This window comes from Lysobacter sp. S4-A87, assembly GCF_022637455.1.
Classification (GTDB): domain Bacteria; phylum Pseudomonadota; class Gammaproteobacteria; order Xanthomonadales; family Xanthomonadaceae; genus Lysobacter_J.
This window is the reverse complement of sequence record NZ_CP093341.1, coordinates 2,829,883-2,855,147: the sequence shown is the minus strand read 5'-3', so window position 1 is coordinate 2,855,147 and position 25,265 is coordinate 2,829,883. Positions and strand designations below refer to the sequence as shown.

Here is a 25,265-nt window from a genome sequence, read left to right as displayed (position 1 = left end):
CGACATGCTCGAGAGAATCATCCGCTTCGCCATTGGCCATCGCTGGCTGATGCTCGTGCTCACCCTGGCGCTGGTCGTGCTGGGGACATGGAGCTTCCGGCAACTTCCCATCGACGCCACGCCGGACATCACCAATGTCCAGGTGCAGATCAACGCCGAGGCCACCGGCTACTCGCCGCTGGAATCGGAGCAGCGCATCACCTTCCCGATCGAGACGGCGATGGCCGGCCTGCCCGGGCTCGACTACACCCGCTCGCTGTCGCGCTACGGCCTGTCGCAGGTCACGGTGGTCTTCAAGGACGGCACCGATCTGTACTTCGCCCGCCAGCAGGTCGCCGAACGGCTGCAGCAGGCGCGCTCGCAACTGCCATCGGGGATCGAGCCGGAGATGGGGCCGATCGCCACCGGCCTGGGCGAGATCTTCATGTACACGGTCGAGGCCAACCCGGAGGCACGCAAGCCCGATGGCACGCCGTGGAATGCGACCGATCTGCGCACGCTGCAGGACTGGGTGGTGCGGCCGCAGCTGCGCAACACGCCGGGGGTGACCGAGGTCAACACGATCGGCGGCCATGCCCGGCAGATCCACATCACGCCGGAGCCGGCGCGGATGGTGGCGCTCGGTTTCAGCCTGCGCGACCTCGTCGCCGCTGTCGCCGCCAACAACCAGAACATCGGCGCCGGCTACATCGAGCGCAATGGCCAGCAGTTCCTGGTGCGGGTGCCGGGCCAGGTGGCCGACATCGCCGCGATCGGCGAGATCGTGCTCGACCGCCGCGACGGCGTGCCGATCCGCGTGCGCGATGTCGCCAGCGTGGGCGAGGGTCCGGAACTGCGGAACGGCGCGGCCACCCAGGACGGCCGCGAAGTCGTGCTCGGCACGGTATTCATGCTGGTCGGTGCCAACAGCCGCGAGGTCGCCCAGGCCAGCGCCGCACGACTGCAACAGGTCAATGCCAGCCTGCCGCCGGGGGTCGAAGCCACGGCGGTCTACGACCGGACCGCGCTGGTCGACCGCACCATCGCCACGGTCGCCAGGAACCTGGCCGAAGGTGCGTTGCTGGTCGTGGTCGTGCTGTTCCTGCTGCTCGGCAACTTCCGCGCGGCGCTGATCACCGCCGCCGTGATCCCGCTGGCGATGCTGTTCACGGTGTGGGGCATGGTCCGCGGTGGCGTGTCGGGCAACCTGATGAGCCTGGGCGCGCTCGATTTCGGCCTGATCGTCGACGGCGCGGTGATCATCATCGAGAACTGCCTGCGCCGCTTCGGCGAGATGCAGCATGCGCTGGGCCGCACGCTGGAGAAGGAAGAGCGCTTCGAACTGACCGCCAAGGCCACTGCCGAGGTGATAAGGCCCAGCCTGTTCGGCGTCGGCATCATCACCGCGGTTTACCTGCCGATCTTCGCCCTCACCGGTATCGAGGGAAAGATGTTCCATCCGATGGCGATCACCGTGGTGCTGGCGCTGAGCGGAGCGATGCTGCTGTCGCTGACCTTCGTGCCGGCGGCGATCGCGCTGTTCCTCGGCGGTCGCGTCGAGGAGAAGGACAACCGGGTGATGCAGTGGTGCAGCCGTCGCTATGCGCCGCTGCTGGCATGGACGCTTCGTCACCGCGCCTGGGCACTGGGCACCGCGGTCACGCTGGTGGTGGGCTGCGGCGTACTGGCGACGCGGCTGGGCACCGAGTTCATCCCCAACCTCGACGAAGGCGACCTGACCATCCATGCGATGCGCATCCCCGGCACCAGCCTGACCCAGGCGGTGGCGATGCAGACCACGCTGGAACGCACGCTGGGCTCGCTGCCCGAGGTCGAGCGCGTCTTCAGCAAGATTGGCACTGCCGAAATCGCCAACGACCCGATGCCGCCGTCGGTGACCGACACGTTCGTGATGCTCAAGCCGCGCGAGGACTGGCCCGACCCGGGCAAGCCCAAGGCAACGCTGCTCGCCGAGTTCGAGGCGGCGGCGCGCAGCCTGCCCGGCAACAACTACGAGTTCACCCAGCCGATCCAGATGCGCATGAACGAGTTGATCTCGGGCGTTCGCGCCGACGTCGCGGTGAAGGTGTACGGCGACGACCTCGAGACGCTGGTCGAGGTCGGCAGGCGGATAGAAGAAGTGACCCGGTCGGTGGCGGGCGCGGCCGACGTCAAGCTCGAACAGGCCACCGGCCTGCCGCTGCTGACGGTGGTTCCCGATCGCCAGGCGCTGGTGCGTTACGGCCTCAACCCCGGCGACGTGCAGGCGACGCTGGCCACTGCGGTCGGCGGCGAAGTGGCCGGACAGCTGTTCGAAGGCGACCGCCGTTTCGACATCGTCGTGCGCCTGCCGGAACGGCTGCGTCAGGACCCGGCGGCATTGGCCGACCTGCCGATTCCGCTCAAGCGGGACTCCGGCGACACCGACGAGTCCAGCCTGGCCGGCAGCTGGACCGCCGGCACGCCGCGCACCGTGCCGCTGCGCGAGGTCGCGACCATCGAAACCCGGCTCGGCCCCAACCAGATCAATCGCGAGAACGGCAAGCGCCGCGTGGTGGTGACGGCGAACGTGCGCGGTCGCGACCTGGGCGGCTTCGTCGCCGAGCTGCGCGAGCGTGTCGGCGCCCAGGTCGAGATGCCCAGCGGTTACTGGATCGACTACGGCGGCACGTTCGAACAGCTGATCTCGGCCAGCCAGCGACTGTCGGTGGTGGTGCCGGTGACGCTGGCGATCATCTTCGCCTTGCTGTTCTGGTCACTGGGCTCGGTGCGCGACGCCGCGATCGTGTTCAGCGGCGTCCCGCTGGCGCTGACCGGCGGCGTGGTGGCGCTGGCCCTGCGCGGGATTGCGCTGTCGATCTCCGCCGGCGTCGGCTTCATCGCGCTGTCGGGTGTGGCCGTGCTCAACGGACTGGTGATGATCGCCTTCATCCGCAAGCTGCGCGAACAGGGTGCTTGTCTCGACGTGGCGATTGTCGACGGCGCGCTGGGACGGCTGCGGCCGGTGCTGATGACCGCGCTGGTGGCGTCGCTGGGCTTCGTGCCGATGGCGTTCAACCAGGGCGCCGGCGCCGAGGTCCAGCGGCCGCTGGCGACCGTGGTGATCGGCGGCATCGTGTCGTCGACGCTGTTGACCTTGCTGGTGCTGCCGGTGCTGTATCGCTGGCTGCACCGGAAGGACAACGGCAACGATCACGCCTGACCATCCAGTTGCAGGAGCCGGCCCGCTGGCTCCTGCAACACGCGATGCGCTAGCCCTTTGCTTCGGGGCACGGCCCGCCGGCATCGATCCAGGTCTTGAACGCCAGCACGAACTGGTCGTGCGGCACCGGCACCGGCGCGCGGTTGCCGCCGGGCGCCCAGCCCCACAGCACCAGCTTGTCCTCGGCGACGTGCTTGAACAGTGCATTGAAGTCGCGGTCGCCGTTGCTCTTGCGATCCTTGATCATCTCGCACAGCTGCGCGGCAGGCAGGCCAATCCACGCCATCCGGTGATCCGGCGGTGGCAACGACCAGTGCGGCGCGCCCGGTGGTGCGTTCGGTCCATAGCTCGCCGGCAGGTTGGCCTCGCCGTGGCAGCTCGCGCACGGCAGGCCCGCTGCGCCCTTGCCTTCGGGTCCGCGCACGACGTTCATCGTGTGCGGCGTCTGCGCGTCGAATTGCAGCGGCTGGTCGCCGGGGATGTGGCAGTTGCTGCAGCGCGGGTGCTGGAACACCTTCTCGATGGTGGCGAAGGCGGCAACGCCCTGGGCTGTCTGCTCCGGACTCACCTTCGGCGCACAGGCGGTGGCCGATACGACGAGCATCGACACGAGCAACGATGCGATAGCGGGACGCATGGTCGGCTCCTCAGGTAGTCGGCGCGGCTGGAGCGGAGGCATCGGCCAGGCGCAACGGCAGTTCGCGCAGGCGCTGGCCGGTCAGGGCGAACACGGCGTTGGCAACGGCCGGTGCGACCGGTGCGGTGCCCGGTTCGCCGGCACCGCCCATCTTCTCGCTGCTGGCGACGATGTGCGCTTCGATGTTCGGCATCTCGTTCAAGCGCAACACCTGGTAGTCCTGGTAGTTCGACTCCTGCACGTGGCCGTCCTTGAAGGTCACCGCGCTGTGCAGCGCGGCGCCCAGTCCGAAAGCGATGCCCGACTCCATCTGCGCGCGCACGCCTTCGGGGTTGACCGCCAGTCCGCAGTCGATCGCGCACACGACCCGATGGACGCGGATCGCGCCGTTCTCGACCGAGACTTCGGCAACCTGTGCCAGGTAGCTGCCGAACGATTCGTGCACGGCGACGCCGCGCCCGCGTCCCTTCGGCAGCGGCGTGCCCCAGCCGGATTTCTCCGCGACCAGGTTCAGCGCGGCGAGGTGGCGCGGATGGTCCTTGAGCAGGGTGCGGCGGTACTCGACCGGATCCTTGCCGGCTGCGTGCGCCAGTTCGTCGATCAGGCTCTCCATGACGAAGGCGTTGTAGCTGTGCCCGACCGACCGCCACCACAGCACCGGTATGCCGGTGCGCGGCGAATGCAGTTCGACGCGATGATCGGCGATGGCCTTCAGGTAGGGCGAATCGGCGACGCCCTCCACCGAGGTCGCGTCGATGCCGTTCTTGACCATCATCGCCTCGAACGGGGTGCCGGCGAGGATCGACTGGCCGACCAGGACGTGGTGCCAGGCCACCGGCATGCCCTGCGCGTCGAGGCCGATGCGCGCCTGCTGCACGTACATCGGCCGGTAGTAGCCGCCGCGCACGTCGTCTTCGCGCGTCCAGACGGTCTTGACCGCCGCGCCGGCGGCCTTGGCCACTTCCACCGCCTCGCTGACGAAATCGGACGTCGGCGTCGCGCGCCGGCCGAAGCCGCCGCCGAGGAAGGTGGTGTGGATCTGCACCTGCTCGGGCTTGAGTCCGGTGATCTTCGCCGCAACCTGCTGGTCGATGGTCTGGAACTGCGTGCCGGTCCAGATTTCGCAGCCCTCGGCATCGATCTTCACCGTGCAGTTGAGCGGCTCCATCGGCGCGTGCGCCAGGTACGGCACGTGGTACTCGGCCTCCAGCGTGCGCGCCGCCTTCGCCACGCCGGCCCTGGCATCGCCGGCCGTGCTGGCGACGGCGCCTGCGCCGGCGGCGAGCGCGCGGAACTGTTCGCGCAGGGTGGCAGTGTCGAGCGCTGCATACGGCCCCAGGTCCCAATCGATGCGCAGGGCATCGCGGCCGAGCTTGGCCGCCCAGAAGTGGTCGGCAATGACGGCTACGCCGCTGGGCACCTGCACCACGTTGCGCACGCCAGGCACGGCCTTCGCCGCGGTGGCGTCGAACGACTTCACCGTGCCGCCGAACACCGGCGCACGTGCGACCAGCGCCGTCAGCAGGCCGTCGAACTGCACGTCCATGCCGAACTGCGCGCGGCCGGTGATCTTCTCCGGTGTGTCCAGGCGCTTGGTCGGGTGGCCGATCAACTTCCAGTCCTTGGCGTCCTTCAATGCCACCGCCGGCGGCACCTGCAGTTGCGCGGCGGCCTGCGCGAGCTCGCCGTAGCGCGCACGCTGGTCACCGGCGATGGCCACGCCATTCTCGGTGCGGACCTGGTCGACCGGCACGCCGAAGCGCTGCGCGGCAGCGGCCACCAGCAGCGCGCGAGCGGTGGCGCCGGCCTGCCGGTAGCGGTCGAACTCGGACCAGGTCGAAGTCGAGCCGCCCGTCATCTGCATGCCGAACGCAGTGTGTGCATAGGCCGGTGCGGCCGGTGCGTGCTCGACCCTGACCTTCGACCAGTCGGCATCGAGTTCCTCGGCGATCAGCATCGCCAGGCCGGTCCAGATGCCCTGGCCCATTTCCGAGTGCGAGACCAGCACGGTCACCGCGTCGTCGGTGCCCACGCGCAGGAATGCATTTGGCGCGAACACGGGTACGGCGGCCGCCTCGGGGCCGGCCATCGCGAAACGACTGGCCGCCGGGATGACGAAGGCGACGACCAGGCCCGCACCTGCGGCGGCGCTGGCCTTCAGGAAACGACGACGGGATGCTTGCATCGCGGCGTTCATGGGATCTCCGGAAGCTTGGCTTGCGGTTGTGCTGTCCAACACCTGGATCTGCTCCCGATGGGAGGCAGGGCCAGGGTCACGCCTTGTCGAGGTCGGCGGCGCGATGCACCGCCGCGCGGATGCGCTGGTAGGTGCCGCAGCGGCAGATGTTTCCCGACAGCGCCTGGTCGATGTCGGTGTCGGTAGGCGCAGGTACCTTCGCCAGCAGCGCCGCCGCCGACATGATCTGGCCGGACTGGCAGTAGCCGCACTGGACGACATCGAGTTCGGCCCAGGCACGCTGCACCGGGTGCGAGCCGTCCTTCGACAGGCCTTCGATCGTGGTGATCTGCTTGCCTTCGACGCTCGCCACGGGCGTGACGCAGGCGCGTCGCGGTGCGCCGTCGACGTGCACCGTGCAGGCGCCGCACTGGGCGATGCCGCAGCCGAACTTGGTGCCGGTGAGGTGGAGTAGATCGCGCAGCACCCACAGCAGCGGCATGGCGGCCGGTGCGGTGACTTCGTGTTCGCTGCCGTTGACTAGCAACTTCATGGCCATTCCCTTGCGGCGGCTGGGGACCGGGGCAGCCTAGCACCGCCCCTGCTTGGACGGCGTGCAGGAGCGGCGATCACGGCAAGCGCGACCGGACTGGCTCTAGACTCGCGCCATGGACACCTTCCTGCCTGGCGCCACCCGTGGCGTGCTCGAAGCCGCTGCCAACGCGATCGCCCACGGCGAGCCGGCGGCCCTTGCCGTGGTGCTGGAGACGTCGGGCTCCACCTACGTCCATGCCGGGGCGCTGGCACTGTTCGGCAGCGAAGGCCGCCAGGTCGGCTGGCTCAGCGGCGGTTGCCTGGAGCCCGAGATCGCGCTGCGCGCCGACGAGGCGGTGCGAACGCAGATGATCCAGTGGCTGGAGATCGACACGCGCAACGACGAAGACCTGCTTTCCGGATCCGCCGTCGGCTGCCGTGGTCGGCTGCGGATCGCACTGCTGCCGCTGGCGACGCTGGCGCCGTGGCCGGCGCTGATCACTGCCTGGCGCTCGCGGCAGGGAGCGTTCGAGGTCACCCTGGATCCTTCCGGTGCGCTTGCTGCCAGCGTCGGTACGCAGCAGGGCCGGCACCGCTTCAAGGCCGCCGGCGTGCCGTGGCCGGATGTGCCGCCTGCGTGGACGCTCAGCATCGCGCGGCCGCCGTCGGTGCTGCTGCTCGGCGCCGGCCCGGAGACGGCGCTGCTGTTGCCGATGCTGCGCCTGATCGGCGCCACCACCACGGTGGTGGAACGTCGCCCTCGCTGGCAATCCGCCGCCGCCTCTGCCGACGTCACCGTGGCCCAGTCGCCGGCTCAGGTGTTGCCTGCAGCCGATGGCCAGTTCGATGCAGCGCTGGTGATGCACCACCATTTCGAACTCGATCGCGAAGCCTTGGCGGCGCTGGCGGACAGCGCGATCGGCTTCGTCGGCCTGCTCGGTCCGGTGCGGCGTCGCGAAGACCTGTTCCGCGTATTGCCGTCTTCGGTCCGCGATGCACTGATGCCGCGCCTGCATTCGCCGGTCGGGCTGGCGCTGGGCGGTAGCGGACCGGAGGCCATCGCCCTGAGCATCGCCGCGCAGCTTCACAACCACCTGCATGGCGGTCGCGCGTGAGCGAGGCGACGCATGCCGCGGTGGTGCTCGCGGCGGGCGGCAGCCGTCGCCTCGGGCGTGCCAAGCAGCTGCTGCGCCGCGATGGCGAGACACTGGTGCATCGCATGCTGCGGCTGGCTGCCGCGACCCGGCCGCAACGGCTGTTGCTGGTGACGGGTGCGGACTCGGCACAGGTCGCGGATGCGGCGGCCGGGCTCGGTGCCGGGATCGTCTTCAACCCCGACTGGTCACTGGGGCTGTCCGGCAGCCTGCAGCGCGCGGCAGCGGCGTTGTCGGGATTCGGCGGTGCGGTGCTGGTGCTGGGCTGCGACCAGCCGGCGCTCGAAGGGGCTCACCTGCAGGCGCTGCTGCGCGGTGCCGGCACGGCGGCATCGGGCTGCGCGGCAACCGCGCACGGCGACGCAGCCGGCATTCCGGCCGTGGTCTCGATGGCGCTGATGGACGCCTCCGCGCAGCTCCAGGGCGACCGCGGACTGGGCGCGCAGCTGACGGCGATGGCGGATGCGGTGTGGCGGATGGACGCGCCGGAACTGCAGCTGGACATCGATCGCGAAGACGACGTCACGGCGGCGTTGGGCTTGGGATTGCTCGATCGCTAGAGTGCGGATCGGCGGGAGCGCATCGCGCCCCGGGACAGTTCATCCACGGCCGCCGCAGGCGACGGCCGGGAGAGGATGCGGTGGCTTGCGCACACCGCATCCCGGCAGATCACAACGGCTTAGGCCGCTGCGTCCTTGAGCTTCTTGAGCGGACGAACCTTGACCTTGACCGAAGCCGGCTTGGCGGCAAACCAGACTTCTTCCTTGGTGAACGGGTTGATGCCCTTGCGCTTCGGCTTGGCCGCAACGCTGACGGCGGTGATCTTCAGCAGGCCCGGCAGGGTGAATGCACCGGCGCCCTTCTTGCTGACCGAGCCGTGCACGGCACCTTCCAGCGCAGCCAGGACAGCGCGCACGTCCTTGGCAGCAACGCCAGCAGCCTCGGCGATGTGCGCCACCAGGCCCGACTTGGTCAGCGCTTCCTTGATCGGCTTCGGTGCAGCCGGCTTGGCGGCGGCGGCCTTCTTCGGCGCGGCCTTCTTTGCCACTTTCTTCGTCTTCGCCATATGTGTCTCGTAATACTCGATTAGTTGATGGGTGCCCGGATTTCCCCGCTAGGCAAGCGGAATGTAGGGCAAGGAAAAGGCGGCGCCAAGTGGTAAGAGGCAAAAAAACACTGGAAATCGCTACTTTCTTCGCCATTGGCCGCCACGGCGACCTGTTTTGGCCGTCCGTCGGTCAGCCGGACGACAGTGCGGAGGCCTCGCGCGCCAGATTTTCGATGCGATCCCAGTCGCCTTTTGCCAGTGCATCGGCAGGAGTCAGCCACGATCCGCCCAGGCATGCGACGTTGGGCTGGCGCAGGTAGAGGGGCGCGCGCGCGGCGTCGATACCGCCGGTGGGACAGAAACGCACCTGGGCAAAAGGTCCACGCCAGGCGGCCAGCAGTTCCAGCGCGTTGATCGCATGCGCGGGGAACAGCTTGTGCAGGCCGAAGCCGGCAGCCATCGCCGCCATCACCTCGCTGCCGGTGGCAACACCGGGCAGGTAGGCCATCGATTGGTCGCGCGCCGCGGCCAGCAGTTCCGCCGACGCCCCCGGCGAGACGGCGAACGATGCACCCGCGCGCTGCACCTGGCGCATCTGCGCGGCATCGAGCACGGTACCGGCCCCGACCTTCATCCCCGGCACCTGCGCGGCGACCGCGGCGATCGCATCGAGTGCCACCGGCGTGCGCAGCGTCACCTCGATCGCGTCGATGCCACCGCGCAGCAGCGCCTGTGCCACCGCCACGGCTTCGGCGACGCTGCCGGGCGTGTAGACCGGAATGATCCGGCTGCCGCGCAGCAGCGCCAGGGCGTCAACGACGGACATGGAAGCCGGCCTGAGCGGTGAAGGCCTCGACGTCCTCACGCGCGACCAGGTTGAAGTCGCCCGGCAGCGAATGCTTCAGGCAGGCCGCGCCGAGGCCGAAATGCAGCCGTTCGGCCGGTGCCATGCCGGTCATCAGCCCGTGCAGGACACCCGCGGCAAAGGCATCGCCGGTGCCGATGCGGTCGACGATCGCCTCCAGCTCATAGGCAGGTGCGCGATGGCGCACGCCGTCGCGGTCCACCATCAGCGCCGACAGCGTGTGGTGGTCGACGCTGTGCTGGCTGCGCAGCGTGCAGGCCAGCCATTGCAGGTGTTCGAATGCGCCAAAGGCGTGCGCGGCGGCCTGGGCCACGGCGTCTTCGCCTTCGCCGGCACTGCGCTTGCCCAGCACCACTTCGATGTCGCGGTGGTCGGCGAACACCAGGTCGGCCTCGGCAAAGATGCGGCGCAGGATCGCGGCGGCGTCGCCGTTCCAGGCCTGCCAGAGCTTGCCGCGGAAGTTGCCGTCGAACGACACCTTGACCCCGCGCCGGCGAGCGGCCTGCGCTGCAGCAATGGTGGCTTCGGCGGTGGCCGCGCCCAGCGCCGGGCTCACGCCGGACAGGTGCAGCCAGTCCGCGCCGTCGAGCAGCGCATCCCAGTCGTAATCGGTCGCGCGGGTGAACGCCGAATCGGCGCGGTCGTACAGCACCTCGCTCGGCCGCTGCATGGCGCCGTGCGACAGGAAGTACAGGCCCATGCGTCCGGGCGCTGTGCGCACATTGCGGGCATCGACACCGTGCCGGCGCAGCTCGCCGACGGCGGCCTCACCCAGCGCGTTGTCGGCCACCGTGCTGACCACGGCCGCGTCATGGCCGAAGCGCGCCAGCGACACGGCGACGTTGGCTTCGGCCCCGCCGATGTGGACCTCCAGGCCCGGTGACTGCAGCAGACGCTCCCGCCCCGGCGCCGACAGGCGCAGCAGCAGTTCCCCAAAACACACGATCCGTTGACTCACGCCCTGCTCCCGGAGGATGGAATTGTCCCTATTGATAGCGACTGTCTCGACAACTGGCCGGTTATGGCGCACCGCAGCATGCCAACCGCTGTCCCTTTTGTTAGGGTTTTGACCATCGGTGTCATTTGCACCGCGGGAACACGATAGCAAGCGTCGCAAGCCAGTCAACAAGCACCTTACAAGCTGTCTTAGTCATATGGGAGGGGAACCTATGCAATTTCAGCGTGCCACCAAAAAGACACCGGTTACCTTATTGGCGGCCTCGATAGGCCTGGCGCTCCAGATGGCGGCGCTCAGCGCGCTTGCCCAGGATGCGTCAACGTCCAATGAGACCACCGCACCGACCGAATCGGTCGCCAATACTGCCGCACCGCAGAGCCAGGACGCGACCGACCTCGATGCGGTCGTCGTCACAGGTTTCCGCGGCGCGCTGGAAAAAGCGCTGGACAAGAAGCGCAGCGAAGTCGGCGTGGTCGATGCGATCGTCGCCGAAGACATCGCCGACTTCCCGGACCTCAACCTGGCCGAATCGCTGCAGCGCATTCCGGGCGTGTCGATCGCCCGCGATGCCGGCGAAGGCCGCCAGATCTCGGTGCGCGGCCTCGACAGCCAGTTCACCCGCGTGCGCATCAACGGCATGGAGGCGCTGACCACCACCGGCGGCACCGACAGTTCCGGCGGCGCCAACCGCGGCCGTGGCTTCGACTTCAACGTGTTCGCGTCCGAGCTGTTCAACAGCATCACCGTGCGCAAGACCGCATCGGCGGAAATCGAGGAAGGCGCACTCGGCGCCACCGTCGACCTGCAGACCGCGCGTCCGTTCGACTACGACGGCTTCACCTTCGTCACCGGTGCGCAGCTGGGCTACAACGACCTGGCCGGGGATCTCGATCCGCGCGCCACCATGCTGATGAGCAACACCTGGTTCGACAACAAGTTCGGCGCCCTGGTGTCGGTCGCCTACACCAAGCGCCGCCTGGTCGAGGAAGGCCACAGCACCGTGCGCTGGGATCCGGGCAACGCCAACGGCGGTTTCTCGGGCACGCCGGCGGCCGAAAGCGCCACCGTGTTCCATCCGCGCATCCCGCGTTACGGCGTGCTCGAGCACGAGCAGGAGCGCCTTGGCGTCACCGCGTCGCTGCAGTTCGACCCGACCGACAAGACCTCGATGGGTCTTGACGTGATGTACGCCGACCTCGATGCCACGCGTACCGAGAACTTCCTCAACGGCCTGTCCTTCAGCCGTGCCGGCGCGGCCGGCAAGCCGCAGACGGTGGTGGTCGACAGCGCCATCGACGGTCGCGGCAACCTGGTGTACGGCCAGTTCAACAACGTCGACGTGCGTTCGGAAGCGCGCTACGACGAGCTGGAAACCAAGTTCACCCAGTTCAACTTCTACGCCGACCACGAGATCACCGACGACTTCAGCATCAACTTCGAGGCTGGCACGGCGAAGTCCGAGTTCGAGAACCCGATCCAGACCACAATCACGATCGACAAGCTCAACGCCCAGGGGTACGTCTACGACTACCGCGGCGACAACCGCCTGCCGGTGATCACCAACGGCTTCGACGTCAACGATCCGTCGCAGTGGTCCTTCGTCAACGGCACCACCGCGGTGCCGGGTTCGGAAATCCGCCTGCGCCCGCAGTTCGCCGACAACACCATCGACAACGCCCAGCTCGGCTTCACCTGGCAGTTGAACGACGGCTTCAGCCTCAAGGCCGGTGGCCAGTTCAAGGAGTACACGTTCGAAACCCGCGAGGAGCGTCGCACGTCCGAACTGGTCGTGCCGGCGCTGCCAGCCGGCACCACCCTGGCCGACCTGACCAAGCAGATCGGACTGGAGGGCATCAGCGGCGTCGGCGACAACACCTGGCTGATCCCGGACATCGACGCCTTCAACCGCGTCTTCAACATCTACAGCGACCAGGGCATCTTTGCCGTCAGCGACCGCGTTCCGGCCGTGCTGGGCAACAACCGCAGCGTGGTCGAGCGTGACCAGGGCTTCTTCGTCCAGGCCGACTTCAGCACCCAGATCGGCAGCCTGCCGCTGAGCGGCAACTTCGGCGTGCGCCAGGTCGACACCAAGCAGACCTCGACCGGTTTCTCCACCCCCGCCAGCGGCCCGGCGCAGCAGATCACCGTCTCGCGCAGCTACAGCGACACGTTGCCGTCGTTCAACCTGGTCGCCGACATCACGCCGGACTTCCTGATCCGCCTGGCGGCATCGAAGGTGATGGCACGACCGGGCCTGGGCAACCTCACGCCGGGTGTCACGGTCAATGTCAGCGGCGGCAACCGCGTCGTCACCGGCGGCAATCCGATGCTGGATCCGTTCCGCGCCGACACCGTCGACATGAGCTTCGAGTGGTACTTCGCCGAGGAATCGCTGTTGGCGCTGGGCCTGTTCTACAAGGACATCGACAGCTTCGTGCTGACCTCGCGCGAAACCCGCCCGTACTCGACCTCCGGCCTGCCGGAGAGCCTGCTGATCGGTACCGGCGCCACGGTCAACGACGACTTCCAGTTCAACGTCCCGATCAACAGCAAGGGCGGTCCGCTCAAGGGCCTGGAGTTCACCTACCAGCAGCCGTTCGTGTTCCTGCCGGGCTTCTGGAGCGACTTCGGTGTGCAGCTCAACTACACCTATGTCGACTCCAAGATCCAGTACGTGACCTCGACCGGCGCGCCGTCGCTGCGCACCGACCTGACCGGCCTGTCGAAGAACGCCTACAACGCCACGCTCTACTACGAAGGCGACAAGTTCAGCGCACGCGTCTCGGCGGCTTACCGCGACGACTACCTGACCACGGTGCCGGGCCGCAACGGCAACGACGTCGAGGGCACGGCTGAAACGCTGACCTTCGACATGTCGGCCTCGTACAAGATCAACGACCAGTTCGAGCTGACGCTGGAAGGCCTGAACCTGACCGACGAGTACCAGGACCAGTGGGTGGACTCGGTGGGCGATCGCGCCTCCGTCTACCACCACACCGGCCGCCAGTACTTCGTGGGCGCCCGCTACAAGTTCTGATCGTTGCTTGCTCTGAGCCCCTCTCCCGCAAGCGGGAGAGGGGTTTTTGCTTTCGCAGTCGCATGTCGTGTCCCACCAGCGGACGCCGTGCCGCCTCCGCTGCCGACGTCCGCTCCGTCCACACCACGAAGGAGCGGTACCGATGAGCACTCGCAAGTCCGTCCTGCTGTCTGCACTGTTGCTGGCCTTGTCCGCACCGGGCGTAATCGCGGCGCCGCCGCCGGCCCTTGAACGCCAGGCACTTCCCGCCAATGACGGTTGGGCATCGCTGCCCACCGCGGCACTGCCGCTGGGCACCACCGGTGGTTCGGCCGCCGATGTCGCCCGCGTCCATGACGTCAGCGACCGCAACGCGCTGGTCGCGGCACTCGCCTTCCCCGATCCGACGCCCAAGATCATCCGCATCACCGGCATGATCGACGCCAATGTCGACGACGCCGGCAATGCCCTGGCCTGCGCCGACTACGCGCGACCCGATCCGCAGACCGGCACGCCCTACTCGCTCGACGCTTTCCTTGCCACCTATGACCCGGCGGTGTGGGGACGCATCAATCCCAGTGGTCCGCTGGAGCGCGCGCGCGTGGCCTCGGCCGCGGCGCAGCAGGCGCGCGTGCGCATCCGCGTTCCGGCCAACACCACCATCGTCGGCGTCGGACGCGGTGCCGGCCTGCGCGGCGGCTGGGTCGACATCCGTCCCAGCAGCACCAGCGGCAATCAGCCGATGAACGTGATCGTGCGCAACCTCAGTTTCGTCGACACCTACGACTGCTTCCCGCAGTGGGCACCGACCGACGGCGCCGAAGGCAACTGGAACTCGCTGTACGACGCGATCTCGGTGCGCAACTCGACCCATGTCTGGATCGACCACAACGCCTTCCTCGACATCGACACCGCCGACAGCACCCAGCCGACCTACTTCGGGCGTCTGTACCAGGTGCATGACGGCCTGGTCGACGTCACCAACGAGTCCGACCTGGTGACGGTGTCGTGGAACCTGCTGGCCAACCACGACAAGGCGATGCTGTTCGGCTCGTCCGACAGTGCCGTGGCCGACCGCGGCAAACTGCGCGTGACGCTGCACCACAACCTGTTCCACGACCTTGGCCAGCGCGTGCCGCGGGTGCGTTACGGCCAGGTCCACGTCTACAACAACCAGTACAGCCTGACCCCGGACGGCGCCCAGACGTACGGATACAGCTGGGGCGCCGGCATCGAGGGGCAGATCCATGCCCAGAACAACCATTTCCTGATGCCCGTCGCGGTTACGCCGGACCTGTTCGTGGAACGCTTCAACGGCACCGCGTTGCAGGCACAGGGAACGCTGCTGAACGGATTCACCCGCTACAGCGAGGTCGACGTGGTCGCCGCCTTCAACGCGACCAGCGCCACGCCGCTGCAGCCGAACGTGACATGGACGCCGACGCTGTACCGTCGTATCGATCCGACCTGGTCGGTGCCGTTGACGGTGATCCTGGGGGCTGGACCATTCAAGTGAGCACGAACCGTCGGGGAGCGGAGCTGCATGCGCGATGACTTCTGGGACCGTGACTTCAAGGGACATGAATTCAAGAGACATGACCTGCTGATGCAACGGCGACGCCTGCTGCAGGCGTCGCTGGCTGCCTCGGTGGCGACCATCTCACCGCTTCGCGCTGCCGCCACAGCGCCTCCGTTCGATGCCGTCGTCGCGCGCACGCCCCATCCGGGCGTGCGCACGTTCGCCAGTGTCGGCGAGGCGATTGCGGCGGCTCCCGCCAACGGACGCTCGCCGTTCCGCATCCTGGTCACGCGCGGGCGCTGGCACGAAAAGCTGGTGGTCGACCGCCCCAACATCCACCTCGTCGGCGAGGACCGCAGCGCCAGCATGCTCACCTTCGATGCGGCCGCCGGCATGAAACGCCCGGACGGCGAACCCTGGGGCACCTGGGGCTGCGCCAGCGTGACTGTGCGCGCACCCGACTTCCGCGTGCAGCGCCTGGCGATCGAGAACGCATTCGACTATGTCGGCAACCTGGCCGCACCGAAGTTCGAACCGATCGGACCCAATGGCGCGCAGGCAGTGGCGCTGATGCTCGATGCCGGCGCGGACCGCTGCGTGTTCGAGGACGTCGATCTGATCGGCCACCAGGACACGCTGTTCACCGATGCCGGGCGCAGCCTGTTCCGCAACTGCCGGATCAGCGGCAGCGTCGACTTCATCTTCGGCGGCGGCAACGCGCTGTTCGAGGACTGTGGCCTGCATTCGCGCTTCCGTCCCGGCAAGGACCGCCAGGGCTACGTGGCCGTGCCGTCCACTCGGGCGTCGCAGGTCTACGGACTGACGTTCCTGCACTGCCGCCTCAGCCGGGACCCGCAGATCCCCGACGGCAGCGTGGCACTCGGGCGCGCATGGCGGCCGGGCCGCACGTTCGCCGATGGCAAGTACGGCGACCCGGATGCGCTGGGCGCCGCGGTGTACCTGTCGTGCTGGATGGATGCGCATATCGACGCAAAGGGCTGGGACGCGATGGGCTACACCGGCCGCGACGGCCGGCGCGTGATGCTCGAACCGGAACTTGCCCGGCTCTTCGAGCACGACAGCCGCGGCCCCGGCGCACACGACTCAGCCACGCGCCGCCAGCTCGATCAGAAGCAACTTGCGCTGTACTCGCGCGAGCGCGTGCTCGGCGACTGGCATCCCGACCTGTAACGAGAGTGAGACTGCAATGCTGAAACTCGGCCTGGCGCTGTGCCTGTCGATGCTGGCCGTGGCCGCCCCTGCGGGCGCGTCCGGTCCCGTCACGATCCATCTTGCCGGCGATTCGACGATGGCCGAAAAGCTGCCGGAGAAGCGTCCGGAGACCGGCTGGGGCGAGTTCCTGGCGGCCCGGTTCAAGCCCGGCACGGTGCTCGTCGACAACCGCGCGAAGAACGGCCGCAGCACGCGCACGTTCATCGAGGAAGGTCGCTGGCAGGCGCTGCTCGATGCAACCCGGGCGGGTGACGTGGTGCTGATCCAGTTCGGCCACAACGACCAGTCGGTGGAGAAGAAGGACCGTTACACGCCTCCGGCCGACTACGAGCGCAACCTTGCGCGCTTCGTCGCCGACGTTCGCGCGCGGCAGGCCACGCCGGTGCTGCTGACGCCGGTGGCGCGCCGGCGCTTCGACGACGCCGGCCGCGTGCTCGCCAGCCACGGCGAGTACCCGGACCTGGTGCGGGCGCTGGCCGCGCGCGAGCAGGTGGCGCTGATCGACATGGAGCGGCGCAGCGCGGCAGTGCTGCAGGAGACCGGCGTGGAGCCGTCGAAGCGGCTGTTCCTGTGGGTCGCGGCCGGCGGGAACCCGAACTACCCGAAGGGCGTGGAGGACAACACGCACTTCTCGCCGGCCGGCGCGGAGCGGATGGCGGAGGAGTTTGCGTTCGCGTTGCGGCAGTCGGGGCTGGCGGTGGCGCAGTCGTTGAAGTGAGCAACTGGCACCGTCATCCCGGCGTTCGCCGGGATGACGTTCAGTCGACGCGTTGCGCGGCTGCTACTTCAACGGCGCACGCCGCGGCAGCGGCTTCAGCGGCTCCATCGTCTCCAGGTCCCAGTCCGCCGGCACGAAGGCCAGCGTCGTCGCCTGCTGCTTCGGATACCCGCCCACCTGCTCCTGGCTGTCGATGATCCGGCCGCGGCCCTCGATTGTGTCGGCGAGGATCCGGCGATCGACATCGTCGCGGTCCCACGGTCGCGCGCCGGCATTGGCGATCACTGCATCCTGCACCTGCGCCGACGGCAGCACGGTCACGCCGAACGGCAACGCCGGCGGGCGCTTGAGGGCATCGACCTTGATCGGCGTCGTGGTGTAGCGGCCCTGCTGCGGAAGCGGCGCACCGAGGCGGTCGACGGCGAGGTTGTCGTCGAGATACACATCCAGATCGCCTGAACCGCCCACGCTGAAGAACGCCACTTCCTCGGTCGAGATGCCCGCGCGCATGACGTTGCCGCGCGCGATCACCTGCCCGCGCGAGTACGGATGCCCCAGCCATTCCTCGGCGATCAGGTTGTAGTGCACGCCGCGCTGGCCCGGGTCGTAGATCAGGTTGTTGATCACCTGCCCGCGCGCGCCGCCCTTGAACAGCGGGTTGCGCTCGTAGTTGTGCGCGTAGAGGTTGCCGATGATCAGCACGTCGTTGACGTGGTCGTGGATCAGCGAGCCCTTGGAATGCTCGCCCTTGGCGTGGGTGGCATTGGCCAGGCCCTCGGCGATGATGTTGTTGCTGTAGGTGATGCGGCGCGAAGCGGCATCCATCCAGTCCTTCTCGCTCTCGCCGAAGAAGCGCGTGCTCGACGCCGACAGGTTCTCGTCGGTGGCCCAGGTCAGCGAGCAGTGGTCGACGATCACGTCGCGCGCGCCGCGCACGGTGGTGATCGCGTCGATGTCGCCGGACCACTTGGGCTTGTTGCCGTCGCCCGGGCGCATGCGGATGTGGCGCACGACCACGTCGTGGGTGGCGATGGTCAGGCCGCCCTTGATGAAGGTGATGCCCGGCTGCGGTGCGGTCTGGCCGGCAATGGTCAGGAAGGGTTCGGTGATGCGCAGTTCCTTCATGCCCAGGTCGATCACGCCCCCGACTTCGAACACGACGATGCGCGGTCCGCTCGCCGCCAGCGCTTCGGCGAACGAGCCGGGGCCGGAGGCCTCGAGGGTGGTCACGCGAATGATCCGGCCGCCTCGGCCGCCGGGCGTGTGCGCGGCCCAGCCCTGCGCGCCGGGGAAGGCCAGCGCGGCCGTTGCGGCGTCTGTCCTTTGGGACACGCCCGGGCCGGGGGCCGGATCGGCCGCCAGACCGGGGCCGGCCATCGCCAGGGCCAGTGCGGTGACTGCGATTCCACGCCCAAGCCCCTGAAAAACGCGCCCCTTCCCCTTCGTCCCCATCCGTGCCTCTCCCCGAGTCGTGATCCGAGTGTAGGCCCCGATTGTCAATGACACCGGTTTCCTATACAACTCCATCGAAGAGACATCACCAGGGGAAATCGCACCGCATGGACAGACTCGCGCCGGAAGGGGACAGCGCCGACAGCGCCGCAATCGCGCAACGGCTGGTCACGGCGCGTCACCAGGCGGTGGCGCTGCCGGACTATCCGGGCGCCCTGCCGGAGACGCTCAACCAGGGCTATGCGGTCCAGGACCATGCCATCGCGCTGTGGGGACGGCCGGTGGTGGGCTGGAAGGTCGGCCGCATTCCGGCCGACTGGGAAGCGCGCCTGGGCGAGGAGCGCCTGGTGGGTCCGATCTTCGAAGGTGCGGTGCAGGCACCTGCCGATGGCGTCGGCGAGTTCGCCGTCATCACCGGCGGCTTTGCCGCGGTGGAAGCCGAGTACGTGTTCCGCCTGCGCGCCGATGCGCCTGCCGACAAGACCCGCTACAGCGAGCAGGAAGCCGCAGCGCTGGTCGACGCTCTGCTCGTCGGCGTCGAGCTGGCCGGCAGCCCGCTGCCGCTGATCAACGTGCTGGGCCCGCCGATCGTGGTCTCGGACTTCGGCAACAACACCGGCCTCATCCTCGGCGCCGAAGTACCGGACTGGCAGTCCGTGGACAGTGCGCAGCTGCGTTGCGAAACCTTCATCGACGGCCAGTCGGTCGGCAGCGGCGGCGCCGACTCGATTCCGGGCGGCCTGCTCGCCGCACTTGCGTTCGCGCTGTCTCGCTGCGCCAGCCGCGGTCATCCGCTCAAGGCCGGCATGCTGGTCACCACTGGTGCGGCGACGGGCATCCACGACATCCTTGCCGGACAGCAATCGCGCATCAGCTTCGGCCGCTGGGGCGAACTGCATTGCCGCACCACCGCTGCCACCGCCAGCGACGAGGGCAGCATGACGGAGGGCCGCGCATGATCGAAAGACGCCGCTTCCTTGCCGGCATCGCCGCCGCCTGCGGTGCGTCGGTACTGCCGGCGCTGGGCGCCAGCCCGGATGTCCGCATCCTTACCGCCACCGACGTCCACGTGAAGGACTATCCGACCGTTGCCGCCGTGCAATGGATCGGAAAGCAGCTCGAGGACGAAACCGGCGGACGACTGCGCCTGCGCGTGTATCACTCCGGCCAGCTCGGTCGCGAGTCGGAGGCCATCGACATGGCCCGGTTCGGCGCGATCGACATCACCCGTGTCTACTCCGGCGCGCTCAACAACGCCTTCCCGCTGACCCAGGCGCTGTCGCTGCCCTACGTCTTCGATTCGGTCCCGCACCTGCGCGCGGCACTCGACGGCAAGGTCGGTGCGGCCGTGCTCAAGGGCTTCGAGCAGCGCGACCTGGTCGGCCTTGCAATCTACGACTGCGGTGCGCGCTGCTTCTACAACGTGCGCCGCCCGATCCACGAGCCGGCCGACATGCACGGCCTCAAGTTCCGCGTGCCGGCTTCAGACATCTTCATGCGCATGATCCGCCTGCTCGGCGGCAACCCGACACCACTGGCTTACGGCGAAGTGTTCTCGGCGCTGCAGACGCACCTGATCGACGGTGCCGAGAACAACCTGCGCAGCTTCCACTCCAGCCGCCAGTTCGAGGCCGCGCACTACTGGTCGCAGACCGAGCATTCCTATTCGCCGGACGTGCTGCTGATCTCGCGCCGCAGCCTGGATTCGCTGCAACCGCGCGATCGGGCACTGCTGCTCGACATCTCGCGCGCATCGGTGGCGGTGATGCGCAAGTTGTGGGACGAGTCGGAAGCCACCGCACGCAAGGAACTGATCGCCGCCAACGTCCGCATGAACGACTGCGACCTCGGCGCGTTCCGCCAGGCCGTGGCGCCGCTGCTGGCCGACTACCACCGCGACCCGGCGATTGAAGCGCTGTACCGCGAAATTCGTTCACTGGCCTGAGGCATCTCCATGGCAGAAGCTCCCATTGCAATTCCGCCTGACGTCGATGCCGAGCTCGCCGGCAGCGAAGCCGGGCTGGGTCCGCGCACCTGGCTCGACCGCATCGCCAGCGTCGCCATCGGCATCGCCGGCGTCGCCCTGGTCGGCATGGTCGCGGTGCAGGCGCTGCAGGTATTCGCGCGCTACGTGCTCAACGACTCGCCGGGCTGGACCGAGCCGGTCGCACTGCTGCTGCTCAACACGGCGATGAGCTTCGGCGCGGCCGCCGGCGTGCATCGTGGCTCGCACTTCGGCTTCTTCATCCTCGTGCACTCGGCGCCGCCGGCACTGCGCAAGGTCCTGCTGTCGGCAACCAACCTGGTGATCGCCGGGATTGGCTTCGTGCTCGCGATGTGGGGCGGCGAACTGCTGCTCGACGGCATCGACATCCCGATGGCCGGTGCGCCGCTGCCGCAGAGCGCGGTGTTCGCGCCGATGTCGGTCGCTGGCGCGTTGATGGTGCCGTTCGCCCTCCAGCGCCTGGTCGCGGTCATCACCGCGCCTGTCGCTTCCGCACGGAGTGAATGATGGAAGTCACGGTCCTTTTCGTCGTGTTCGGCGTGCTCCTCGTCATCGGCGTGCCGGTTGCCTTCTCACTGGCGTCCGCCGCGCTGGCGACGCTGCTATACATCGGTCTGCCGCCAATCGTGATGGTGCAGCAGACCGCCGCCGGCGCCGGCTCGGCTTCGCTGATCGCCATTCCGCTCTTCATCTTCGCCGGCGAGATCATGTTGCGCGGCGGCATCTCCGAGCGCCTGATCGGCCTTGCGTCGTCGCTGGTCGGCCATCTGCGCGGTGGTCTTGGCCAGGTCAGCGTGCTGTCCTCGCTGTTCTTCGGCGGCGTCTCCGGCTCGGCGATCGCCGATGTGTCAGCGATCGGCAGCGCGATGATCCCGCAGATGGTGCGGCGCGGCTTCGACCGCGACTTCGCCGTCAACGTCACCATGACCGCGGCAATGGTCGCGCTGCTGGTGCCGCCCTCGCACAACCTCATCCTGTACTCGGCATCGGCCGGCGGCAGCATCTCGATCGCCGACCTCTTCGCGGCCGGCATCCTGCCCGCGCTGCTGATGACTGCGACGCTGATGGTGACCTGCTGGATCATCGCCCGCCGCCGCGGTTACGCCATCGAGGCGTTCCCGGGCTTCGGCGTGGTGCTGCGCCGGCTGGTCGCGGCAGCACCGGGCCTGTTGCTGGTCGCGCTGATCTTCGTCGGCATCCGCGCTGGCATCTTCACCGCGGTGGAGAGCGCGGCGATCGCCGTCGTCTATGCCCTGCTGGTGACCGCGCTGGTCTACCGCAACCTGCGCTGGCGCGATTTTCTCGAGACCGTCACCGGTGCAGCGCGCACCACCGGCATGATCCTGTTCGTGATCGCCTCGGCGGCGTCGTTCGGCTGGCTGCTGGCCTACCTGCAGGTGCCGTCGGCCGCAGTCGAAGGGCTGACCAGCATCACCACGGACAAGAACCTGCTGCTGTTGCTGATGATCCTGATCCTGCTGGTGCTGGGCACCTTCATGGACCTTGCGCCGATGATCATCATCTGCACGCCGATCTTCCTGCCGCTGGCCAAGGCCATTGGCGTCGATCCGGTGCATTTCGGCGTGATCCTGATCCTCAAGGGCGGCATCAGCCTGATTTCCCCGCCACTGGGCTCGGTGCTGTTCGTCGGCACCGCCATCGGCAAGATCAGCATCGGCGAGACCCTCAAGACGATCTGGCCGTTCTGGCTGGCGGCCTTCGCGGTGCTGCTGGTGGTGACATTCGTGCCGCAGCTTTCGCTCTGGCTGCCGGCGATGATGAAGTGAGCCGGGACCACGGCCGGGCCCAAACCTGCCGCCGCGACCGCGTTCTGGTCCGCGGCGGCTAGAATGGGCCAACCCACGGGCCACCCATGACCGACTCGACCTCCCGACCCCGCCGCCGCGTCCGCACCACCACGGCCACTGCCGCGGCAACGCCGTCCGAACCGGTGGCGCTGGTGGGCAAGGCGACGATCAACGACATTGCCCGCCTGACGGGCGTGTCGAAGAAGACCGTGTCGCGGGTGATCAACGATTCGCCGCTGGTGCATCCGGAGACCCGCGAGAAGGTCCTGGCGCTGATGAAGCAGCTGGGCTACTCGCCCGACCCGCAGGCGCGCGGACTGGCGTTCCGGCGCTCGTTCCTGATCGGCCTGGTCTACGACAACCCGACCGCGCAGTTCATCGTCAACATGCAGTACGGCGCGCTGGATGCGTTGCGCGACTCCGGCTACGAGCTGGTCGTGCACCCGTGCGACAGCTCGAAAGACGACTACATCGACGGCGTGCGGCGCTTCGCCCAGCAGCAGAAGCTGCATGGCGTGATCCTGATCCCGCGCGTGTCCGAGGATGAGCAGCTGGCGACCGCGCTGCGCGAGATCGGCGTGCGCTACGTGCGCATCGCCTCGATCCCGCTCGACCAGGCCAGCAACATGGTGGTCACCCACGACCGCCGCGCCGGCACCGAGGCCGCCAATTACCTGGAATCGCTGGGGCACCGCACGCTGGGCCTGATCACCGGCCCGCGCCGTTACCGGTCGACCATCGAGCGTGGTGGTGGCTTCCTCGCCGGCCTGGCCGAGCGCGGCATCGAGCTGCCGCCGGACTACATGTTCGAAGGCGGTTACACCTTCGAATCCGGCGTCGCCGGCGCCGAGTACCTGCTGGCGAAGTCGCCGCGGCCGACGGCGATCTTCGCCTGCAACGACGAAATGGCCGCCGGCGTGTACAAGGCGGCGATGCGCCGCGGCCTGTCGATCCCCGGCGACCTGTCGGTGGTCGGCTACGACGACAGCCCGCTGGCCTCGCAGCTGTGGCCGGCGCTGACCACGATCCATTCGCCGATCCGCGACCTCGGCCGCCAGGCCGCGCAGATGCTGCTGGCCAACGAAGCCGCCGCACCGGCGGTGCCCAGGACGGTGACACCGCAGCTGGTCGTTCGCGATTCGAGCCAGCGCCCGAAGGTCTGAGGGCCCTCAAGCACGCCCCGATTTGCCGCAGAAGCGCCGATGTGCAGCCTGCAGACGCGCTTTTGACACCGGTTACCAAAACCCCGTTATCATCGCCCCATCATCCCGCCGCGCGCCTGCTGGCACCCGGCAAACGTATCGTTTCGGAGGCCCAATGTTCCGCAAGACCTACCACGCCACCCACCCGGACATGATGGACGGGGCCAGCAACGACCAGCTGCGCGAGCGCTACCTGATCCAGGACCTGTTCGTCGCCGGCCAGGTCGTCCTCAACTACTCGCACAACGAGCGCTTCGTGATCGGCGGCGCCGCCCCGACCGCCGCGCCGGTCGCACTGCCGGCGCAGACCGAACCGGCCTCGGCCGCCGGCCAGCCGTTCCTGCAGCGGCGAGAGCTGGGCGTGGTCAACGTCGGCGGCGGCACCGGCACGGTCACCGTCGACGGCACCGCCTACACGCTCGAACCCAAGGACGGCCTGTACGTGCCGATGGGCAGCGAGAAGGTCGAGTTCGCCTCCAGCGATGCCGCCAACCCGGCCAGGTTCTACCTCGCCTCGACGCCGGCGCACACGCGCTACGAGGCCAAGCACATCTCGATTTCGCAGGCAGTGCCGCTCGAGCGCGGTTCGCTGGAAACCTCCAACGAACGCACGATCTACCAGTACATCGTTCCGGCGACGGTCAAGTCGTGCCAGCTGCTGCTCGGCCTGACCATCCTCAAGACCGGCAGCGTCTGGAACACCATGCCGCCGCACCTGCACGACCGCCGCTCGGAGGTCTATTTCTACTTCGACCTGGGCAGCGAGCGCGTCATGCACTTCATGGGCGAGCCGGCCGACATGCGCCACATCGTCATCGCCAACGACGAAGCCGTCGTGTCGCCGCCGTGGTCGATCCACATGGGCTCGGGCACGAAGAACTACTGCTTCATCTGGGCGATGGGTGGCGAGAACCTCGACTACACCGACATGAACCAGCTCGACATCTGCCAGCTCAAGTAAGGGGACGCATGGGCACGGAAATCTTCAACCTGCAGGGCAAGGTCGCCGTCGTCACCGGTGCCAACACAGGCCTGGGCCAGGGCATCGCCCTGGCATTGGCGCAGGCAGGCGCCGACATCGCCGCGGCCGGCACTTCGGCGCCGACCGAGACCGGCGAGAAGGTGCGTGCACTGGGCCGCCGCTTCATCGCGATCGAGGCCAACCTGTCGAGCCTGGAGCCGGTCGACCGCATCGTGCGCGAGACCGTCGACGGACTCGGCGGCCTCGACATCCTGGTCAACAACGCCGGCATGATCCGCCGCGCCGACGCGGTCGATTTCAGCGAGCAGGACTGGGACGACGTGATGAACGTCAACCTCAAGTCGGCGTTCTTCCTCGCCCAGGCCGCCGGCCGCCACATGATCGGCCAGGGCAGCGGCAAGATCATCAACATCGCCTCGATGCTGTCGTTCCAGGGCGGCATCCGCGTGCCGTCGTATGCGGCCAGCAAGAGCGGCATCGCCGGCATCACCCGCCTGCTCGCCAACGAATGGGCCAGCAAGGGCCTGAACGTCAACGCGATCGCGCCGGGCTACATGGTCACCAACAACACCGCGCAGCTGCGTGCCGACGAGGACCGCAATGCGCAGATCCTCGGCCGCATTCCGGCCGGGCGCTGGGGTGAACCGTCGGACCTGGGTGGCGCGGCGGTGTTCCTGGCCTCGCGCGCTTCGGACTACGTCAACGGCGCGATCATCCCGGTCGACGGCGGCTGGCTGGCGCGCTGAGCAAGCGGAAACGGTGGGCGACGATGCGAGC

21 protein-coding genes are annotated in these 25,265 nt (G+C 68.2%); 14 read left to right on the top strand and 7 right to left on the bottom strand.

Going from position 1 to position 25,265, the window contains the following annotated elements; translation table 11 throughout:
- Nucleotides 1-4 precede the first annotated feature (4 nt).
- On the top strand, nucleotides 5-3,181 hold the full coding sequence (locus MNR01_RS12785) for a CusA/CzcA family heavy metal efflux RND transporter (protein ID WP_241918160.1): 3,177 nt from the start codon (nucleotides 5-7) through the stop codon (nucleotides 3,179-3,181).
- Nucleotides 3,182-3,230: 49 nt separating this feature from the next.
- Here MNR01_RS12785 and MNR01_RS12780 read toward each other — a convergent pair whose 3' ends face one another.
- The 3 genes from MNR01_RS12780 to MNR01_RS12770 form a co-directional block, all read right to left on the bottom strand.
- Nucleotides 3,231-3,818, bottom strand: a complete 588-nt coding sequence (locus MNR01_RS12780; RefSeq protein ID WP_241918159.1) for a hypothetical protein — start codon at nucleotides 3,816-3,818, stop codon at nucleotides 3,231-3,233.
- A gap of 10 nt (nucleotides 3,819-3,828) precedes the next feature.
- Nucleotides 3,829-6,003, bottom strand: coding sequence for a xanthine dehydrogenase family protein molybdopterin-binding subunit (locus MNR01_RS12775; RefSeq protein WP_241918158.1), 2,175 nt, complete (start codon nucleotides 6,001-6,003; stop codon nucleotides 3,829-3,831).
- Nucleotides 6,004-6,091: 88 nt separating this feature from the next.
- Nucleotides 6,092-6,547 (bottom strand): (2Fe-2S)-binding protein, encoded by a 456-nt coding sequence (locus MNR01_RS12770; protein WP_241918157.1) that lies wholly within the window; start codon nucleotides 6,545-6,547, stop codon nucleotides 6,092-6,094.
- Nucleotides 6,548-6,662: 115 nt separating this feature from the next.
- Between MNR01_RS12770 and MNR01_RS12765 the strand changes: the two genes are divergently transcribed.
- Together MNR01_RS12765 and MNR01_RS12760 are read left to right on the top strand one after the other, a co-directional pair.
- On the top strand, nucleotides 6,663-7,643 hold the full coding sequence (locus MNR01_RS12765) for an XdhC/CoxI family protein (RefSeq protein WP_241918156.1): 981 nt from the start codon (nucleotides 6,663-6,665) through the stop codon (nucleotides 7,641-7,643).
- Nucleotides 7,640-8,242: a nucleotidyltransferase family protein gene (locus MNR01_RS12760; protein WP_241918155.1), complete on the top strand. Its 603-nt coding sequence runs from the start codon at nucleotides 7,640-7,642 to the stop codon at nucleotides 8,240-8,242. Before MNR01_RS12765 ends, MNR01_RS12760 begins: the two co-directional genes overlap by 4 nt.
- A 119-nt stretch (nucleotides 8,243-8,361) precedes the next feature.
- Here MNR01_RS12760 and MNR01_RS12755 read toward each other — a convergent pair whose 3' ends face one another.
- The 3 genes from MNR01_RS12755 to MNR01_RS12745 all read right to left on the bottom strand — a co-directional run bounded on the left by MNR01_RS12755 (nucleotide 8,362) and on the right by MNR01_RS12745 (nucleotide 10,553).
- Nucleotides 8,362-8,748 (bottom strand): HU family DNA-binding protein, encoded by a 387-nt coding sequence (locus MNR01_RS12755; protein WP_158732745.1) that lies wholly within the window; start codon nucleotides 8,746-8,748, stop codon nucleotides 8,362-8,364.
- Nucleotides 8,749-8,920: 172 nt separating this feature from the next.
- Complete coding sequence (eda, locus tag MNR01_RS12750; protein ID WP_241918154.1) at nucleotides 8,921-9,556, bottom strand: bifunctional 4-hydroxy-2-oxoglutarate aldolase/2-dehydro-3-deoxy-phosphogluconate aldolase; 636 nt, start codon at nucleotides 9,554-9,556, stop codon at nucleotides 8,921-8,923.
- Nucleotides 9,543-10,553 carry a sugar kinase gene (locus MNR01_RS12745; protein ID WP_241918153.1) on the bottom strand — a complete coding sequence of 337 codons (1,011 nt, stop codon included), beginning with the start codon at nucleotides 10,551-10,553 and terminating at the stop codon, nucleotides 9,543-9,545. The genes eda and MNR01_RS12745 overlap by 14 nt, the downstream gene beginning before the upstream one ends.
- 211 nt (nucleotides 10,554-10,764) lie before the next feature.
- On the opposite strand from MNR01_RS12745, the gene MNR01_RS12740 reads away from it, so the two are divergent.
- The 4 genes from MNR01_RS12740 to MNR01_RS12725 all read left to right on the top strand — a co-directional run bounded on the left by MNR01_RS12740 (nucleotide 10,765) and on the right by MNR01_RS12725 (nucleotide 17,039).
- The gene (locus MNR01_RS12740) at nucleotides 10,765-13,590 is read left to right on the top strand and encodes a TonB-dependent receptor (protein ID WP_241918152.1); all 2,826 of its coding nucleotides are present in this window, start codon (nucleotides 10,765-10,767) and stop codon (nucleotides 13,588-13,590) included.
- A gap of 142 nt (nucleotides 13,591-13,732) precedes the next feature.
- Nucleotides 13,733-15,085 carry a hypothetical protein gene (locus MNR01_RS12735; RefSeq protein ID WP_241918151.1) on the top strand — a complete coding sequence of 451 codons (1,353 nt, stop codon included), beginning with the start codon at nucleotides 13,733-13,735 and terminating at the stop codon, nucleotides 15,083-15,085.
- A gap of 27 nt (nucleotides 15,086-15,112) precedes the next feature.
- Nucleotides 15,113-16,279, top strand: coding sequence for a pectinesterase family protein (locus MNR01_RS12730; protein ID WP_241918150.1), 1,167 nt, complete (start codon nucleotides 15,113-15,115; stop codon nucleotides 16,277-16,279).
- A 16-nt stretch (nucleotides 16,280-16,295) separates the two neighbouring features.
- Complete coding sequence (locus tag MNR01_RS12725; RefSeq protein WP_241918149.1) at nucleotides 16,296-17,039, top strand: rhamnogalacturonan acetylesterase; 744 nt, start codon at nucleotides 16,296-16,298, stop codon at nucleotides 17,037-17,039.
- Nucleotides 17,040-17,102: 63 nt separating this feature from the next.
- Here MNR01_RS12725 and MNR01_RS12720 read toward each other — a convergent pair whose 3' ends face one another.
- A complete protein-coding gene (locus tag MNR01_RS12720) occupies nucleotides 17,103-18,269 on the bottom strand; it encodes a hypothetical protein (RefSeq protein ID WP_241918148.1) in 1,167 nt (388 codons plus the stop codon).
- A gap of 329 nt (nucleotides 18,270-18,598) precedes the next feature.
- On the opposite strand from MNR01_RS12720, the gene MNR01_RS12715 reads away from it, so the two are divergent.
- From MNR01_RS12715 to kduD, 7 genes are all read left to right on the top strand, one after another.
- Nucleotides 18,599-19,450 carry a 2-keto-4-pentenoate hydratase gene (locus MNR01_RS12715; protein ID WP_241918147.1) on the top strand — a complete coding sequence of 284 codons (852 nt, stop codon included), beginning with the start codon at nucleotides 18,599-18,601 and terminating at the stop codon, nucleotides 19,448-19,450.
- Nucleotides 19,447-20,436, top strand: a complete 990-nt coding sequence (locus MNR01_RS12710) for a TRAP transporter substrate-binding protein (protein WP_241918146.1) — start codon at nucleotides 19,447-19,449, stop codon at nucleotides 20,434-20,436. The genes MNR01_RS12715 and MNR01_RS12710 overlap by 4 nt, the downstream gene beginning before the upstream one ends.
- 3 nt (nucleotides 20,437-20,439) lie before the next feature.
- The gene (locus MNR01_RS12705; protein WP_241920618.1) at nucleotides 20,440-21,003 is read left to right on the top strand and encodes a TRAP transporter small permease; all 564 of its coding nucleotides are present in this window, start codon (nucleotides 20,440-20,442) and stop codon (nucleotides 21,001-21,003) included.
- A complete protein-coding gene (locus MNR01_RS12700; protein ID WP_241918145.1) occupies nucleotides 21,003-22,283 on the top strand; it encodes a TRAP transporter large permease in 1,281 nt (426 codons plus the stop codon). The genes MNR01_RS12705 and MNR01_RS12700 overlap by 1 nt, the downstream gene beginning before the upstream one ends.
- Before the next feature lie 86 nt (nucleotides 22,284-22,369).
- The gene (locus MNR01_RS12695; RefSeq protein WP_241918144.1) at nucleotides 22,370-23,467 is read left to right on the top strand and encodes a LacI family DNA-binding transcriptional regulator; all 1,098 of its coding nucleotides are present in this window, start codon (nucleotides 22,370-22,372) and stop codon (nucleotides 23,465-23,467) included.
- A gap of 154 nt (nucleotides 23,468-23,621) precedes the next feature.
- Entirely contained in the window at nucleotides 23,622-24,467 is an 846-nt protein-coding gene (gene kduI / locus MNR01_RS12690; protein ID WP_241918143.1) for a 5-dehydro-4-deoxy-D-glucuronate isomerase, read from the top strand.
- 8 nt (nucleotides 24,468-24,475) lie between these two features.
- On the top strand, nucleotides 24,476-25,234 hold the full coding sequence (gene kduD / locus MNR01_RS12685) for a 2-dehydro-3-deoxy-D-gluconate 5-dehydrogenase KduD (RefSeq protein WP_241918142.1): 759 nt from the start codon (nucleotides 24,476-24,478) through the stop codon (nucleotides 25,232-25,234).
- Nucleotides 25,235-25,265: the final 31 nt, after the last annotated feature.

Excerpts from the sequence above, each read along its gene's own strand:
- MNR01_RS12785 (WP_241918160.1), top strand. The coding sequence starts at position 5 with ATGCTCGAGAGAATCATCCGCTTCGCCATTGGCCATCGCTGGCTGATG.
- MNR01_RS12780 (WP_241918159.1), bottom strand. The coding sequence starts at position 3,818 with ATGCGTCCCGCTATCGCATCGTTGCTCGTGTCGATGCTCGTCGTATCG.
- MNR01_RS12775 (WP_241918158.1), bottom strand. The coding sequence starts at position 6,003 with ATGCAAGCATCCCGTCGTCGTTTCCTGAAGGCCAGCGCCGCCGCAGGT.
- MNR01_RS12770 (WP_241918157.1), bottom strand. The coding sequence starts at position 6,547 with ATGAAGTTGCTAGTCAACGGCAGCGAACACGAAGTCACCGCACCGGCC.
- MNR01_RS12765 (WP_241918156.1), top strand. The coding sequence starts at position 6,663 with ATGGACACCTTCCTGCCTGGCGCCACCCGTGGCGTGCTCGAAGCCGCT.
- MNR01_RS12755 (WP_158732745.1), bottom strand. The coding sequence starts at position 8,748 with ATGGCGAAGACGAAGAAAGTGGCAAAGAAGGCCGCGCCGAAGAAGGCC.
- eda (WP_241918154.1), bottom strand. The coding sequence starts at position 9,556 with ATGTCCGTCGTTGACGCCCTGGCGCTGCTGCGCGGCAGCCGGATCATT.
- MNR01_RS12740 (WP_241918152.1), top strand. The coding sequence starts at position 10,765 with ATGCAATTTCAGCGTGCCACCAAAAAGACACCGGTTACCTTATTGGCG.
- MNR01_RS12735 (WP_241918151.1), top strand. The coding sequence starts at position 13,733 with ATGAGCACTCGCAAGTCCGTCCTGCTGTCTGCACTGTTGCTGGCCTTG.
- MNR01_RS12730 (WP_241918150.1), top strand. The coding sequence starts at position 15,113 with ATGCGCGATGACTTCTGGGACCGTGACTTCAAGGGACATGAATTCAAG.
- MNR01_RS12725 (WP_241918149.1), top strand. The coding sequence starts at position 16,296 with ATGCTGAAACTCGGCCTGGCGCTGTGCCTGTCGATGCTGGCCGTGGCC.
- MNR01_RS12715 (WP_241918147.1), top strand. The coding sequence starts at position 18,599 with ATGGACAGACTCGCGCCGGAAGGGGACAGCGCCGACAGCGCCGCAATC.
- MNR01_RS12710 (WP_241918146.1), top strand. The coding sequence starts at position 19,447 with ATGATCGAAAGACGCCGCTTCCTTGCCGGCATCGCCGCCGCCTGCGGT.
- MNR01_RS12700 (WP_241918145.1), top strand. The coding sequence starts at position 21,003 with ATGGAAGTCACGGTCCTTTTCGTCGTGTTCGGCGTGCTCCTCGTCATC.
- MNR01_RS12695 (WP_241918144.1), top strand. The coding sequence starts at position 22,370 with ATGACCGACTCGACCTCCCGACCCCGCCGCCGCGTCCGCACCACCACG.
- kduI (WP_241918143.1), top strand. The coding sequence starts at position 23,622 with ATGTTCCGCAAGACCTACCACGCCACCCACCCGGACATGATGGACGGG.
- kduD (WP_241918142.1), top strand. The coding sequence starts at position 24,476 with ATGGGCACGGAAATCTTCAACCTGCAGGGCAAGGTCGCCGTCGTCACC.